Source organism: Bacteroides sp. OM05-12 (assembly GCF_003438995.1).
GTDB lineage: Bacteria > Bacteroidota > Bacteroidia > Bacteroidales > Bacteroidaceae > Bacteroides.
This window is the reverse complement of sequence record NZ_QSUN01000034.1, coordinates 14,233-30,140: the sequence shown is the minus strand read 5'-3', so window position 1 is coordinate 30,140 and position 15,908 is coordinate 14,233. Positions and strand designations below refer to the sequence as shown.

General features: G+C 50.4%; 15 protein-coding genes. 3 read left to right on the top strand and 12 right to left on the bottom strand.

Translation table 11 applies throughout. The annotated features are described in order from the left end of the window. Positions 1-530: 530 nt before the first annotated feature. From DXB63_RS16580 to DXB63_RS16545, 9 genes are all read right to left on the bottom strand, one after another. The gene (locus DXB63_RS16580) at positions 531-1,631 is read right to left on the bottom strand and encodes an Mrp/NBP35 family ATP-binding protein (protein ID WP_122127501.1); all 1,101 of its coding nucleotides are present in this window, start codon (positions 1,629-1,631) and stop codon (positions 531-533) included. Positions 1,632-1,712: 81 nt separating this feature from the next. Then, positions 1,713-2,471, bottom strand: coding sequence for a tRNA (guanosine(46)-N7)-methyltransferase TrmB (trmB, locus tag DXB63_RS16575; RefSeq protein ID WP_122127500.1), 759 nt, complete (start codon positions 2,469-2,471; stop codon positions 1,713-1,715). 113 nt (positions 2,472-2,584) lie between these two features. Continuing rightward, positions 2,585-3,604: a branched-chain amino acid aminotransferase gene (locus tag DXB63_RS16570; protein ID WP_122127499.1), complete on the bottom strand. Its 1,020-nt coding sequence runs from the start codon at positions 3,602-3,604 to the stop codon at positions 2,585-2,587. 104 nt (positions 3,605-3,708) lie between these two features. Continuing rightward, positions 3,709-3,912, bottom strand: a complete 204-nt coding sequence (xseB, locus tag DXB63_RS16565) for an exodeoxyribonuclease VII small subunit (RefSeq protein WP_122127498.1) — start codon at positions 3,910-3,912, stop codon at positions 3,709-3,711. A 172-nt stretch (positions 3,913-4,084) separates the two neighbouring features. Then, entirely contained in the window at positions 4,085-4,234 is a 150-nt protein-coding gene (locus DXB63_RS18005; protein WP_158563698.1) for a hypothetical protein, read from the bottom strand. A 158-nt stretch (positions 4,235-4,392) separates the two neighbouring features. Next, positions 4,393-6,213, bottom strand: a complete 1,821-nt coding sequence (locus DXB63_RS16560; protein ID WP_147332304.1) for a leucine-rich repeat protein — start codon at positions 6,211-6,213, stop codon at positions 4,393-4,395. A 498-nt stretch (positions 6,214-6,711) separates the two neighbouring features. Next, entirely contained in the window at positions 6,712-7,032 is a 321-nt protein-coding gene (locus DXB63_RS16555; RefSeq protein ID WP_122127496.1) for a type II toxin-antitoxin system RelE/ParE family toxin, read from the bottom strand. Beyond that, positions 7,023-7,289, bottom strand: coding sequence for a hypothetical protein (locus DXB63_RS16550; protein ID WP_122348324.1), 267 nt, complete (start codon positions 7,287-7,289; stop codon positions 7,023-7,025). The genes DXB63_RS16555 and DXB63_RS16550 overlap by 10 nt, the downstream gene beginning before the upstream one ends. A gap of 348 nt (positions 7,290-7,637) precedes the next feature. Beyond that, positions 7,638-8,390: a DUF4469 domain-containing protein gene (locus tag DXB63_RS16545; protein ID WP_158563697.1), complete on the bottom strand. Its 753-nt coding sequence runs from the start codon at positions 8,388-8,390 to the stop codon at positions 7,638-7,640. A 535-nt stretch (positions 8,391-8,925) separates the two neighbouring features. On the opposite strand from DXB63_RS16545, the gene DXB63_RS16540 reads away from it, so the two are divergent. Then, positions 8,926-11,019, top strand: coding sequence for a hypothetical protein (locus DXB63_RS16540; RefSeq protein WP_122348323.1), 2,094 nt, complete (start codon positions 8,926-8,928; stop codon positions 11,017-11,019). A gap of 150 nt (positions 11,020-11,169) precedes the next feature. Here DXB63_RS16540 and xseA read toward each other — a convergent pair whose 3' ends face one another. The 3 genes from xseA to mnmA form a co-directional block, all read right to left on the bottom strand. Beyond that, positions 11,170-12,471, bottom strand: coding sequence for an exodeoxyribonuclease VII large subunit (gene xseA, locus DXB63_RS16535; RefSeq protein ID WP_122127492.1), 1,302 nt, complete (start codon positions 12,469-12,471; stop codon positions 11,170-11,172). 172 nt (positions 12,472-12,643) lie between these two features. Beyond that, the gene (locus tag DXB63_RS16530) at positions 12,644-14,002 is read right to left on the bottom strand and encodes a S8 family serine peptidase (protein WP_122127502.1); all 1,359 of its coding nucleotides are present in this window, start codon (positions 14,000-14,002) and stop codon (positions 12,644-12,646) included. Positions 14,003-14,006: 4 nt separating this feature from the next. Then, positions 14,007-15,128, bottom strand: a complete 1,122-nt coding sequence (gene mnmA / locus DXB63_RS16525; protein ID WP_122127491.1) for a tRNA 2-thiouridine(34) synthase MnmA — start codon at positions 15,126-15,128, stop codon at positions 14,007-14,009. Positions 15,129-15,257: 129 nt separating this feature from the next. Here mnmA and DXB63_RS16520 point away from each other — a divergent pair, with 129 nt between their 5' ends. Then, a complete protein-coding gene (locus tag DXB63_RS16520) occupies positions 15,258-15,551 on the top strand; it encodes a nucleotidyltransferase family protein (protein ID WP_122127490.1) in 294 nt (97 codons plus the stop codon). Next, entirely contained in the window at positions 15,535-15,843 is a 309-nt protein-coding gene (locus DXB63_RS16515) for a DUF86 domain-containing protein (RefSeq protein ID WP_122127489.1), read from the top strand. Before DXB63_RS16520 ends, DXB63_RS16515 begins: the two co-directional genes overlap by 17 nt. Positions 15,844-15,908: the final 65 nt, after the last annotated feature.

The window sequence follows — 15,908 nt, the reverse complement described above, 5'->3', positions numbered from 1 at the left end:
ATAGAATCAATTATAGAAACAAATAATTAACTGTCCAACTTTTGGGGTGCAGTTCATTTGAGTTGAAAATTGAGAGTTAAGAATTGAAAATTTCTCACTTTCCCATTTTTCAATTTTCTACTTCCAACGCTCAATTTCCCCTAAAAAAGTGCTTTCACCATAGTTATCTGGCAATCAACGATTAAGGAGTAAATCGTGATAAGGTGAAGGCAAGACGAAGTAAAAGTTAAAAAACAGCTAAATCGGCAAAATGAGTAATCTAAAACGCCTAAGGGAGTGATGCCTTACGCTCCAGTAGATGTAGGCTATCGCTCCCTTGAGCGTAGGGCAACGCCCCCTTGTGTGTTAGGCAATGCTCCCTTAGGCAATTTTGAAATGATCCTGATGTTTTTAAAAAACATCAGGTTGATTAAAAAAAACATCAGGACGTTTGTTGACAAAGATACGGTCGATTGTTTGCAAACGATAGGAGTTTGTCATCAATCGACCGTATCTTTGTCTACAAGCGTAAGACACCACTTCTTTAAGCCCTATTTATGTACCTCTACAATACGGGTAGGTGCTAATTCCTTATTTCGTATATCCACCTGCTCTACTACATTCGCCGCCAATTCTTCAAATGCACGTCCGGTAATCGTATTTTCATTCAGAGCAACAGGGGCACCATTGTCTCCTCCTTCACAGATACTCTGTACGATTGGAATCTGACCGAGCAGGGGTACATTCATTTCCTCTGATAGTCTTTTGACACCCTCTTTACCGAAAAGATAATATTTATTCTCCGGCAATTCGGCAGGAGTAAACCATGCCATATTTTCAACCAATCCCAAGATGGGTACGTTCACCTTATCATTCGTGTACATATTGATACCTTTGCGCGCATCTGCCAAAGCCACTTCCTGCGGCGTACTTACAATTACCGCGCCGGTTATTCCTAACGTCTGCACCAAAGTCAAATGAATATCACTTGTACCCGGAGGCGTATCCAATATAAAATAATCCAACTCCCCCCAATCGGCATCGGCTATCAACTGTTTCAGGGCATTGCTCGCCATACCTCCACGCCAAAGTGTAGCTTGGTCGGGATCGACAAAGAAACCGATGGAAAGTAGTTTCAAACCGTATTTCTCTACGGGAACAATCAAATCCCTGCCGTCTATCTGTTCTGCATACGGACGGGCATCTTCCACTTGAAACATTTTCGGCACGGACGGTCCGAATATATCGGCATCCAACAGACCTACCTTATAACCTTGTTTTGCCAAAGCCACGGCAAGATTGGCCGCAACAGTAGATTTGCCTACTCCCCCCTTACCGGAAGATACAGCAATGATATTCTTAACTTGCGGCAATAACTTACCGGGTTCAGGGCGGGCAGCCTGACGGCTTTCCGTCGCGATAGTCACTTCGACTTCAGGTGATACATAGGCATGAATAGCCGCCTCCACTGCCTTCAGGATAGACTTCATAAAAGGGTCGGTCGGTTTCTCAAAGATTAAGGAAAAGCTAACTTTCATTCCATCGATACGGATATTATCCGCAATCATCTCCGCTTCTACCAGATTCTTTCCTGTTCCGGGATAACGCACTGTTGCAAGCGCATCTATTATTAATTTAGGATATAGTGTCATCTTTATTTAATTATGAGTTATGAATTACGAATTATGTTATGAATCGTACTTCGTAATTCATAACTCGTAATTCTATTCTTGTTATTTACCTGTATTCAAACTACTCCGCTTACTGCGGTTATAGCTGCGATAATCATCCAATTCTATCTCCACATCGGGTTCTTCCAATGCCTCCGTCTGCGGAAGCGTGAATTTGATATATTTAATATTCAATCCTCTATCCAACCATTGCTGTTCATAATACGTCTGAATACCTAAAATATCATCTACCAAACCGGAATGATAGAGGTCATCGGTAACAAACAGTACCGGAAAGTTGTTCTTCTCCACCATATATTTGGTGTAAGTGAACATAAAATTGCTATCGGTCTTCAAATGAATAATTCCGTCCGGCTTTAGAAATTTACGGTAACGATTCATGAAATAGGTGGAAGTAAGACGTTTGGTAGCTTTCTTCATTTGCGGATCAGAGAAAGTCAACCATATTTCGCTCACTTCTCCCGCGGCAAAGAACCGTTCTATAATCTCAATGTTGGTACGCAGAAAAGCTACATTTTTCAAACCTTCGTTAAGAGAATCCGTCGCACCACTCCACATACGAGAACCCTTAATGTCCACTCCTATAAAGTTCTTATCAGGAAAGAGGCGTGCCAACCCTACCGTGTATTCTCCCCGTCCGCAACCGAGTTCCAGAACTATCGGATGGTCATTCTTGAAGAAATCACGATTCCAATTCCCCTGCATCTCAAACGGCACATTATCCACCACCGAATACGGATATTCAAATACGTGCGGATAACTCCGCATATCGGCAAACTTCTCTAACTTTCCTTTTCCCATGCAAACGATATTAAATGAATTACACTGCAAAGTTAGGTATTATCCGTCAAAGAATAAAAAAATAAGCCCGCAACATTTGCGAGCTTATTCCTATATATACTAAGGTATAGATATTATTCTACGATAGTCACCCAACCGTAAGTATCCGGTTCTTCACCATATTGGATAGCACGCAACTTATTATAAAGCTTTTCACAAACAGGTCCCGGTTTCCCATCTTTAGAGAATACATAAGATTTATTGTTTTCCGGGTCGTCAATACGTTGGATCGGGCTGATAACAGCTGCCGTACCGCAAGCTCCGGCCTCTTCGAATGTTTCCAGTTCTTCTTCTGCAATCGGACGACGTTCTACCTTCATACCCATATCTTCTGCCAACTTCATCAAACTCTTATTGGTGATGGATGGAAGGATAGAGGTGGAAAGCGGAGTAATATAGGTATTATTCTTGATACCGAAGAAATTGGCTGCACCACATTCGTCGATATACTTCTTTTCTTTTGCATCGAGATAGAATTCAGCGGAATATCCGGCTTCATGAGCTTCCATACTTGCACGAAGACTGGCAGCATAGTTACCGCCCACCTTGAAAGTACCTGTTCCCAGCGGAGCAGCACGGTCATACTTACGGGTAATAACGTATGGATTGGCAGCAAAACCACCTTTGAAATAGGGTCCTACCGGTGTTGCAAATACAACAAACAGATATTCATTTGCCGGACGTACACCTACTTGTGCTCCCGTTCCGATCAACAACGGACGAAGATATAAAGAAGCTCCCGTCCCGTAAGGAGGAATAAAACGTTCATTCAACTTTACTACTTTCAGCATCATTTCTTTGAACTTATCAGTAGGAAGTTCCGGCATCATAATGCCCCGGCAAGTGCTTTGCAGACGGGCTGCGTTTTCCTCCAAACGGAAGATACGTATCTTACCGTCTTTACCACGAAATGCTTTCAAACCCTCAAAAGCCTCTTGTCCGTAATGCAAACATGTAGCAGCCATGTGCATATTAATGTATTCGCTGCTGCTTACTTCCAATTCTCCCCATGCACCGTCACGATAATTGCAACGTACATTGTAATCCGTCGGCATATAACCGAACGACAAATTTGACCAATCAATTTCTTTCATGTGTTAAACTGTATTAGTTAATCCCAATTATCTAATTGTTAGCAAATGTAGCCTTTATATTTCAAATTCCTACCGTTATCACTGAATATTTTTAGTATAAAAGGCTATTCTTTATCAGTTTGCTCTAGAATCTTCTTTATCTCCTTCTCTGCGCCATAGAGTTTCCCCTTACAGAATTTAATCAATTCCTGAGCTTCCTTCAATTTAGCGCCCAATGTATCAATATCCAACTCATTATTTTCTATCTGGGCAACCAGTTTTTCCAGCTTCTCTATCGCCTCACCGTAGGTTTGTTTCTCATCCGCCATATCTCGATTTCATTTGAGTATTCTGTTCGCAAAGATAATAAAAAGCCGGTACACACTGTCGGTTATATACAATATTTACTACCTTTAATGAAACAACAGTTCCGCCGACACATTATGTGAGAGCGGAACTGTATCAATTACCTACCTGCCAACTACAGGCATCGTGTTCTTCTTAATCTCCCCAGAAGTTCTTGCCGGTGTGCGGAGTGGGGTCATCCTTTATCGTAGGGTCTGCTATTGCGCCCGGGCTTACGGCTATCACGTCCTGTATCTCCATTTCTATCACTTCTATCGCCGGAGCGATGTATTCTATTGTTTTCATATCAGTTGTTGTTATTAATATTATTACTCTTGTTCCTGTCCCCCCGCTTGAGCGGGGGTTAGGGGGTGTGTGAGGGTCGCAGACCCTTTCCTTTCGCCAAGCGATGGCAGGGGAAATTTCACACACCCCTCAATCCCCGCTCAAGCGGGGAGGCTTGATTACCTTACCACTTCTTTCACCCCGTTCACGATATAGATACCTCTGTCGAGCCCGTCCAACCGTTGCCCGTACTCGCTTGCCGAGACAGTGCGTAGCAGACGCCCGTCTATACTGTAAACATAGCTGACGGCAGGTACTTCCGTAGACGAAGCGCCAACGGAAGCCTCACGTATCCCCGTAGTACCACCGCCGCCTTTGATCACCAATCTCGGAGCACTCAAGGCATTGGCATTGTTCGCCTTGATGTAGGCGCGGAAGGGGTGCACGCCGCCGCCGTCCTCGTAGAGCTCGAAGCTGCTGGCGGTGACTGCATCGCCCGTCTTCTCGTTGTAGAGCAGGTAGAGGTTATCGGCTTGATAGTCTTGCAGCGTGCCGTACATCGTGTATTGGCTGCCGGCGAGGGGTTGCTGCGCGGAGAGGTCGGGCGTCTTGCCGATGGTGGCATCGGTTGCGCTGACGAAGCGCACGAGCCTGTTCTCCAGGCTTGCCGCAGTGCCGAAACTACTGCCGGGCAGGGCTACGAGGTAGGGTTTGTAGGCCTCCACTGTGGCGGCGTTGGCGAGGACGATCTCGCCTGCATCGGGGCTTGCGGCGAGGGTCTTGAGCAGGTAGGCGCCATCCTTGCCTGTGGCGGCGGGGGTGATGTCTTGCCAGGCACCGCTGACAAGCTCCTTCTGCGCGGTGGCGGCGGCGAAGGGCAGGCAGAGGGTGTTCCAGCCGCCCTGCTGCGTGGCGTAGGTCCATACGCGGTTGTAGGTCATCGTGTGCCCGTCCATATTGAAGGGCTCGGGGCAGTAGAAGGGGCAGATTCTGCCGCTGAATGTATCATACAGATAGATGTCGGCAGTCGCCTTGCCGTCCACGATGACGTTCGTCCAATCATTGGGATAGGCGGTGACGTCTTTGGACAGGTACTTCAGGCAGTTGGAGTTGGTGTAGTAGAATGTGCTCATCGTGTTGCTGCCCGGCACGCTGCCCAACTTCACGTAGAGCAGGTTGTGGCATTGAGAGAAAGCGGAATAGAGGTTGCTCACGTTCGTGTACGCCTCTAAGTTGGTGATGCGCTCCAGCGCGGTGCAGCCGGAGAAGGTATATTGGAAGCTGAAGCTTTTGGTGGCATCGGCGGGCACGGGCAGGGTGACGTCTGTCAGTGCCTCGCAGTCCCGGAAGGTGGAGGCGAAGTCGCTTGCCTTTGCGAACTTGTCGAGGTTCGTGATGCCCTTCAACGCCTTGCAGCCGGAGAAGGCACTGCTGAAGTCGGTGTCATCGGCACTGCTGCCCTCCGGCAGGGTGACGCCCTGCAATGCCTCGCAGCCGTTGAAGGCGTTGTAGAAGCTGCTCACGTTGGTGAACTTGTCGAGGTTCGTCACGCTCTTCAACGCCTTGCAGTGGTAGAAGAGGTTGCTGAAGTAGGTCACTATATCCGTCCCGCCCGCAGGCAGGGTGACGGTGGTCAGCGCGGTGCAGGACCTGAACAGACCGCTCATGTTACATATGGTGGAGCCGCTGCACACGGCGCCGCTCAGGTCAGCGGTGACGAGCGTGGCGTTCTCGGTGTTGGTATTGCCCCCCGTCGGTCTCAGGGCGTAACACAGACCGTTTAGCTGGTTGTACGTCCATGTGCCGGTGGCGGTGAGGGTGACGGCATCCACCAGCATGCCTGTGGATGTGACATCGATGAGGTTGGTGAAGTCTATCGGGTCGTGCGGTGTGCCGTCGGCGGTGGTGTAGGATACCATCGGTTTGTCGTCTGCCGCTTGTGCGGCTGTTGCCATCGTCAGCAATAGGACTGCGGCGGCGAGGTAATGTTTTACTTTCATTGTTACTGTTATTTTAAGATTCATACTATGTTCTTGTTTCTTGTCCCCCCGCTCGAGCGGGGGTTAGGGGGTGTGTGAATCTTCTCCTCACCGCTTGGCGAAACGGAAGGGGCTAAGACCCTCACACACCCCTCAATCCCCGCTCAAGAGGGGAGGCACTGTTTGCGCTTAAGCCGCAAGGGGCTCTTCATTTCTTTCGGCAGCGAAAGAAACGAAGCAAAGAAAGCTGCCGGCTACGCTACGAAGCTACTCCGCTCGGTCGACGGCTGAACGAAACGAACTCGCTATCGCTCAAACAGCGTTTCGTTCTTTACGCCGTCTCGGTCGCTCCGTTTCACGCTTCTGCGCTCATGCCGGAGTAGCTTCTTCGCCACATCGCTTCGCTCGTGGGGTTCTTTTGTTGTTTGGGGAAACAGGGTCCGCCCCGCCTCCTCTTGCGAGGGGGCGGGGCGGAAATAATGCGTATATATAAGGTGGTGGGTCGGGTGTGTGTGGTTATCAAATATCCTCGATGAGGGTTACGGGATTCCGGCGCGTATCCCAAAACTTGACGATACGTATCACGTCATCGTCCTCCTCTATAACATAAACAATCTTGTAATGCTCGTGCACTACAAGACTGCGATAAGTGAGCGGATCATACGTTGATTCCGCAAGGGGTTCTACTTTTCCGATACAGGGGTGGGTGAGCAGATACTTCTCATTGCTCTTCACCTGACGGTAGAATTTGGTTGCTACGATGCTCCCGAACTTTTCCCTGCATTGGATTACGGCTATTTCCAAGTCGTGATCTGCTTTGCCAGACCATCTTATTCGCATAGCCACGAATACTTTTCCTCCATCCGTTTAAACACTTGTTCGGAAGAGAGTTCTTCACCGGCTCTCATTCGGGCAAGCCGTTCGTCCAGCTCTGCCTTCAACTCCTGCGGGGTGTAGGGTCTGATTTCTTCTTCCACTTTCTGCTCTTTTGCCACTTTTGCCTTTATCCGGCGGATGCTGCGGAGGGCTTTCTCCGTCATTTCCTCATCATCGAGGATGGCAGCTACTTCGTTGAGCAGGGACTTCTGTAATTCCATTGATTTCATATCTTGGTTCTCCTTTCTTGTATATAACAATCGGCGCACCAAATATACGCATTATTTCTGTTTCCAATATGTCAAAGAACGCTATTTAACTCTCTCTTTGTTCTCCCGCTCGAGCGGGGGGTAGGGGGTGTGTGAATCTTCTTTCACCGCTTGGCGAAACGGAAGGGTCTAAGACCCTCACACACCTCTCAATCCCCGCTCAAGCGGGGAGGCTTGATTACTCCTACCTGCCCCTGCTTAGTTTGGTCGACCGAAACAGGTAAGGTTCGGCCTACCGATACACTAGTGTAATGGTATACCGATACACGGGTGTAATGGGGTACCGATACACAGGTGTATCTATACACAGGTCAGCCGGATGTCGCCCACGATGAGGCGAGGCTCTTTCAGGAGCTTGCCAGACGTGCCCGTAGCTTGCGTGGAGATCTTCACGATGTAACGCTTGCCGACCTCCAACCCGGCAGGCACTTGAAACATCAGGTGCGTAGGGGTGTTTGCCAACAGGTCGGCTTCCGATATGTTCTTTACGATAGTGCCCGTCTCGGCATCACAGATATAGACATGGGCGGGATACATCTCACTGCCGAGCACTTTCAGCCCCTTGCCCGTGAGCTCGAGCACGCCACCGGAGGTGATATCCGTATTGACATGGTACGTGTTGCGGTTCACGACTTGGGCGATGACGTTGAGCTGTGTCGGTCCCATATTCTCCACGAGCGTGTTATGCGCAGCTTCCAAATAGGTTTCGCCTGCCACGAGCACAGGGTTCACCTCATGCTTGGGGCGGGTAAAGCTCTCCGTGCTGCTATCAAACACACCGCTTACGGAGGCACGCAGCTGAATGTACTCCAGCGACACGTTATTGCCCATCAATGACATTTCGATGCCTTTCTCCATCACCATACGGAAGCTCTCTTCAAGGTCTTGGGCAGTCTTGGTGGTCGCCCCGTCGAGCAAGACGAGTTGGACAATGTCGGTGAGTGAATACTTCATTCCGCCCGCCAATTGGAGGGTGTAATCATTCGGATTCTCTGTGAGTAGATTGGGAGTAGTGTTTCCACGTAGTTTCCCCGGTTTTACTTTCTTTGCCATACGTTTCATGGTATTAAAAGGTGAATACTAAAAACTTGTTTCCGACCGCACGTACACAAACAAGGCGTGAGCCACTGTCAGCTTATCCATCAGCCGGGTCTTCGCATTACCCATATCGCAGATAAGCAACAGTGCTCACGCCACATTCATATACAGGGGTCATCCGCAGTTCCGTAAAAACCGGAGGTGGGGGAAGGGACTCTCTATAAACAAAGGACGTGAGCGTTTGTTGCTATCATCTCTGCGACATCATTCAAAGTTGCGAAGTTCGGCTGATGCGAGATGATATTCCTAAACGCTTTCCGTTTCCATACGTTATCGCCTCCACCACAGCGGAGGCAATCGCAAAGATAAGGAAATGCACGGGCTTATCAAACGATTGCGTAACATTTTCATGACAAATATATATCAGTATTCGCCGTGATACAAGAATTACCGATGGACAATTCGATGGACAATTTGCCTTATATATGCGGAAAACAACTATATTTGCAGGGTAAAAAAAACAACTGAGGTCATAACAACGGACACAATTATGAGAACACATAAAAAACAGGTTATTACTACTTTAGCTATACTAATGCTGCTTTTTACTGCCGGCTGCAGAAGGCAGTCCATACCCACAACCGAAAACCTGAAGGAAAGTTTACGTTATTATAGCAGTCACTTCAGCCAACTGTCCGGCGAAGTAGGCTACGACTCCGTGCGCACCCTCTACTCCGGGCTGATGCGCAGCCTGCCGGAACATCCGTCCGGTGAGGCGGACTCCATCGCCATCTATATGGGGCGTATCATGACGTACTACTATAATTGCGCGATACTGAAGCAACGCGAGAGCAACGGCGCAACGGACATCTTCCGCGAGGCAGTGCGCCTGCCGGACAGCTTGCTACACTCCGACCACGCTTTCTACCGCGACGTGATGCGACCGGAATTGCTCACACTATGCGCACAGCTCCACATGATGGCGGATGACACAACCATAGCGGACAGCATGGCGCAGGCATTGGCGGCGATGCCCGTCATGGCGGACGACACACGCGCCGTATCCGTCTATCACATGATGGCATGGACCGCCATCTTCTGCTGCCCCGCGACAGACACCGCCATCCGCCTGCAAGAGCGTGCAGTGGCAGCCCGTGAACGCGGAGGAGTGTACAAGAATGAAGGGAGCCTGTACTCCCGCATGAGCTACTTCTACCAATTGGCAGGGCGGTATGAGGAGGCGATGCGCTACATCCAACGGGCGATAGACTACTACACAGAGCTGGGGCGCAAGCAGTCCGCCGCCGCCACATCCTCTGCCTTCGCTGCCAACGCCGCCACATCCGAACCCTGCTTCACCCTTGCCCGCAACGCCGACGGCAGTCTCTCCGCCGCCTCCGAATCCCTGTTGGACAATGTGATACATGCTTACGGCAACCTTACCGCGCTCTACGGCATACTCGGTCTGTGCGACAAAGCACTCGAAGCCAACGCCATCGCCCTCCGTTTTGCCCGCGAGGCGAGCGACAACTTCCTGCTCGACCTTTACCGTATGCGTGCCGAATGTTTCAGGGAGGCAGGACAACCGGACTCATGCTTCGTCTGTCTGGACAGTGCTCTCGCCGTCATCGGGCGGCAACCGCAACAGCGCAAGTACCAGACCATCATCGCCCTGCAACGCACGGGTATCCTGCTGGACGCCTATCCCGACTCGGCGGCGCACTATATCCGTACCACGCAAGCCTATCTGGCAGACAGTGCAATGGTTACCGTGCGGCAACTGCCCCGCCTGTTTCACGTCTGCGGTATGGCGTTGTACCACACCCCCTCACGCAAGGCGGAAAGCATCCCCTATCTGGAGGAAGCCCGCCGCCGCTACATCGTCCTGAACGACCCGGTGAACGAAGCAAACGTCACCGACCTGCTGCTGAACGCCTATGCCGAAACGGGGCGGTATACCCGCATGGGGCAACTCTACCCCACCTACCGCCTCCTGCGTGACAGCCTGTTCCGTGAAGACCGTCAACGTTCCGTCATCGCCGCCAACATCCGCTACGAAACGGGGCGCAAGGTGCGCGAGAACGAGCTGCTCACCGCCGAGGTACAGTTAAAACAGCGCACGCTGCTCTACACCTGGACATTGGTGGGGCTACTTGCCGCACTGCTGCTATCCGTAGTGATTTATATGCGGCAACGCCAACGCTATCATCGCCGTATCAGCGAAGTGCACCTCTCGCAAATCAGTTCCCTGCTCAATGCCCACCGGCAACTGCACCACCACAATAACTCCCTAGCCCATGAACTGATAATGGTATCCAACCCGCAAACGACAACCGACATGCGCGCCGCCATCAACACCCACTTGTTCAATACCGACAAAGAGGCAGACTTCCGCCATTCGTTCGCCGCCTTTTATCCGGGCTACCTGCCCGCCCTGCGCCGCATCTGCCCCGACCTCACCCGTACCGATGAGTTGGTAGCCATGCTCCTCTTGCTTGAACTGAGCAACGAGAAGATAGCCCTTACGCTCGGTATCACAAAGGCAAGTGTGAATAAAGCTCGCAGTAGAATGAGGAAACGTATGGGGTTGGAGAAAGAGGTGAAGCTGGAGGAGTTCCTGAAGGGGGTTGGAGAGGTGTCTTAGCTAATCATCTTACATATCTTACTTCTCCCCTCCTTATCGAGACTGTATAAAAACTATCTCAATACCCCCGCTTGAGCGGGGGCAGGGGGTGTGTGAATCTTCTCCTCACCGCTTGGCGAAACGGAAGGGTCTAAGACCCTCACACACCCCTTAATCCCCGCTCAAGCGGGGAAACTTGGATGCTTTGACTTTGGACACTACAGAGATCTCCCCTTTCCACACACGGACAGTCAACTCATCCCCTTGTTGCACTTGTGCAGGGTCGGTTACCGCTTTCCCATCTTTGAGGGTAATGCTGTAACCACGTTTCAGGAGATGCTCGGGCGAAGCACTGCGAACCTGTTGGGATAAGAGGTCGAGACGATGTTGCTCATGGGTGAGGCGATTGGCAAGGGCGGTATGTAGACGTTGTTCCATAACGGACAAACGATGGGTCTCACGCAAGCCGATCATACCCACAATAGAAGGCAACTTTGCCGCAAGACGTTCCAAACGAGTATGTTCCAACTCCATGCGACGGTCGACATAATAGGCCACGGCATTACTATATTCCTCTAACCGGTCTGCTGTCTCCCGCAGATGGTTTATCAGGAACTCGGCAGCGGCGGTGGGAGTCTTGACGCGGGTATGCGCCACGCTGTCTATCACCGTATCATCCCGTTCATGCCCGATGCCTGTTATAATAGGCAGTGGGAACTGTGCGCAGTTGGCAGCAAGCATATAGGTGTCGAAGCCGGAGAGGTCGGACGTAGCACCGCCTCCACGAATGATAACGACAGCATCCCAACAATCACGTTCGGCATTGATGGCATCGAGGGCGGCAATGACACTCTCTTCTACCCGTTCGCCCTGCATGATAGCGGGAAACAGGCGGGTATGGAAAGCAAAGCCATAGGGATTGCCCTGCAACTGATTGCAGAAGTCACCATATCCGGCTGCCGTAGCCGAAGAAATAACAGCTATGCGTTGTGCAAGCATCGGCAGTTCCAGTTCCTTGTTCAGGGTGAGCACACCCTCCTCCTCCAGTTGCATCAGGATTTCCCGCCGACGGCGTGCCATGTCGCCCAATGTATAAGAGGGGTCTATATCAATCACCGTCAGGCTATAACCGTAGAGTTCGTGGAACTCCACCGTCACCTTCATCAATACTTTGATGCCGGACACGAATGCCTGTCCTGTCTCCCGTTCGAAGTAGGGTTTCAGCAGGCGGAATACATTTGCCCAGATAGTGCCGCGTGCCTTTGCTATGAGGTTGTTGCTTCGCGGGTCTTTCTGTATGAACTCCAGATAACAGTGTCCGGTGGCGTTGCTACGCACATCGCTCAGTTCAGCCTGCACCCAATACTCGCCGGACATACCTCCGCAGAGCACCTGACGGACGCGGTTGTTGAGTTCGTAGAGAGAGATACCGGCACTTTCCGGCGTCTGAGGGGAGTTATCAAGTCTATTCATAGGCTATTATTTGTTTGGCACGGATTACACAGGAAGTATATAAGATCGAGGTTCGCGGATGACACAGATCGGGCGGATTAGAACGGATGAACAAATTAAATCCGTCTTCATCCGTTTCATCAGCGTCATCCGCGAACCTCGATCTTATTACCCCATGCTATCCATGCCTAAATCATTTCTTCACTGTCTTATATGCTTTCCACATATCCGGAATGCCGTAACCAAAGACGTTGTCCGGATGGTCGAATCGGTCGGCAGAAGACTTCACCAATTCTATCAGCTCTTTGGCGGTCAGCTGCGGACAGGCTTGCCAGAGGCATGCTACCAAGCCGCACATCGTGGGGGAAGCAAAGGAAGTACCGTTCGCCGTACTCACATTCCCGTCCGTACCCAACACGGTTGAAGCAAAACCCACCGCCATCACATCCGGCTTCACCCGTCCATCCGTCGTATAGCCTACGGAGGAGAAAACGGCGTTCATGCCCGATGCATCCATCGCACCTACCGTCAATACGTTCTCGGCATCGGCAGGCGGTGTAATCTTCTTCCAGGTCTTCTGCCCCTCATTGCCGGCACTGCATACGACTACCATTCCCTTATCGGCTGCCATCGCTGCTTCACGGCTCATCAAGGCATAATGACCGGTAAGATCCTGATAGGTATAGTTCTTACTCTTGTCGTCGAAAGCACGATAACCGAGCGAGGTGTTGATGACATCCGCACCCACGCTATCTGCAAACTCCACGGCCGCCGCCCAATAGTCTTGCTCCACGAGGTGCTCGCTGTCATTGTCCTCACTGCGGAGCAGCCAATAAGAGGCTTCGGGAGCTGTACCCACTACCACGTAAGGCTTGTTGGCAGCCATGCAGGAGAGCACTTTCATACCGTGATTGTTCTCTTCGTAGATATCCGAATAGGGGTTCACAAAATCTCTCGTACCCAGTAACTTCACCTTTTTCAGTGCCTTTATCTCATCGGCATTGTAGAAACCGGCATCAATAACGGCAATCGTCATACCTTTGCCTTTGAAGCCTGCCTCGTGAAGGCTGTCACCGTGATGGATAGCTATCTGGCGGTAGGCAGGGCCATAGTAGTTATCGGTCTTCTCCAACTTATTCTCTACCTCCCTCTTACGTTCCTTGTTACGGGCGGGGATGGAATCGGGCAAAGTCCACACCTTTTCCGTCATCTTGACGAAGGGCAGGCGGGCAATCTCGTCCATCAACGCCGTATCCGAGAGTTGCACCGTGACGGTATTCTGCCACTTGCTCGTAGTCACCACATCCACACCCTGCCTGCGGATAGCGTCTACATACGTCCGGCATACGGGCAGATCGGTAGAATCCACCTTCAATCCCTGCCGGGCACGGCGGTCGAGTGCTTTATGTGAGAGATACTGTTCGGGTTTATCCAACGAATACTCCGTTGCTTGTTTATCCGTCAGGCTGACCCGATATTTATAGGTATGCTGTGCTACCGACGGCAATGTCAGTGCAATGCACAAAGTGAGAGTTAATGATCGTTTATTCATGGTTTTATTCATTTATGTACATTCCAATGCCCCGTTGCGAAGCGATAAATGCCCCTCCTATCACCCGCCGTCCGTCGTAGAAGACGGCTGACTGTCCCGGAGTAATGGAAGAAGCCTCGTCCAGAAAGTGTACCAACAGCCGGCCGTCATCCAACGTACGGACTTCACACGGGATAGGTTTGCTGCGGTAACGGATGCGTACGGAGAGATTTTCGGTGGTGAACAATTCCTGCGGATTTGCCATGCAGGCATCCTCCGTCAACATATATTCCGCCTTCAACTGTTCGGCTTCTCCCAGCATGACGGTATTCTTCTGCGGATTGATCTTCAACACGTAAGCAGGGTGCCCGAGTGCTATTTCCAGTCCCTTGCGCTGCCCGATGGTGTAATACGGGAAGCCCTTGTGCTCTCCCAGCTTGACACCTTCGGCATTGACGAACCACCCCCGACCAATGCGGCTGTCGATGTCCGGCATCTGCTCGCGAAGGAAGTCACGGTAATCACCCTCGATGAAGCATACCTCCATGCTCTCACCTTCCTTCGATTTAGCCTCGAAGCCCTTCTCCAAAAGGTAGGCACGCACTTGCGGCTTGGTGTATCCGCCCAACGGGAAGACGCAGCGACTCAGCACTTCTTGTCCCAACCGCCAGAGGAAGTAAGATTGGTCTTTCAACGGATCGTCACCCGCCACGATATAGTAAAACCCATCGCGTTGCTCGATACGTGAGTAGTGTCCGGTAGAAATATAGGGGCAGTCCAGCTTGTCCGCCCACTCGGTGAGCACACGGAATTTGAACAGTGGATTACACATCACACATGGATTCGGCGTGCGCCCTTGCAAATATTCGTTCATGAAATAGCCCACAATCTGCTTCTTAAACCCCTCGCGCTCATCTGCCACATAATGCGGTATTCCCAACCGAGAGGCAAGTGTGCGTGCCTCCATGATATAGTCGGGATATTCCTGTTCCGGTGAGGTGAACTTAGACGGGGAATCCCACGTCTGCATGGTAACACCTACCACCTCGTAACCCTGTTCCTGTAACATCAGACAGGTGGCAGAACTGTCTATTCCCCCGCTCATGCCGACCAATACGCGCTTGTTGTTTGTTGCTGCTTCTTTCATGTCGGCAAAGATAGGAAGTTATGGGTAGAATGGAAAGGGTAGTAGGAAGAATTAACATACGAAGGGAAGGGGGATTAAGGGGTTTTATTTATATTTGCAGATAAAGCAGTATTGAAAGAACATTGCCTTATGAAAACAACAGCTGAAATCATTGTCATACTAAGCGAATTCAAAGCTCGATATGCCGACAAATACGGTATTGAGAGACTTGGTCTGTTTGGTTCCGTAGCACGCGGAGAACAAACGGAAGGTAGCGATGTCGACATATGTATCGAGCTAAAAGAGCCCGACTATTTCGTCAGGATGGAGATAAAGGAAAAGCTAGAAGAGTTGTTTCATGTTAAAGTAGACTTAGTACCACTCACCGGAATCATGCGCTCATTATTCCGCCGTAAAATAGAACAAGATGCAATCTATATATAAAGAAGATGTAACAGATATGCTCCGCTTCATCGAGATGAGAACGGAGTTGGCTATAAACAGGACAAGCCACATAACGGATTACAACCAATTTCTTTGTTCGCCGGAAGGTATGGATATATTCGACGCTACCTGTATGCGCTTGCAAACCATAGGGGAAACCACCAAGAATATAGATAACATGACTAAAGGTGCACTGTTTGCTTCCTATCCGCAAATAGCGTGGAGAAGTATCATTGGCTTGCGCAATATCATTGCCGAAGTGGAACAAGGGAAACATAATCACCTGTTCTAATTTCCCTCAACCACCCTCTACAATATACGAAATGACGCAAATGGCAAGGGTCATCGCCCTCATGC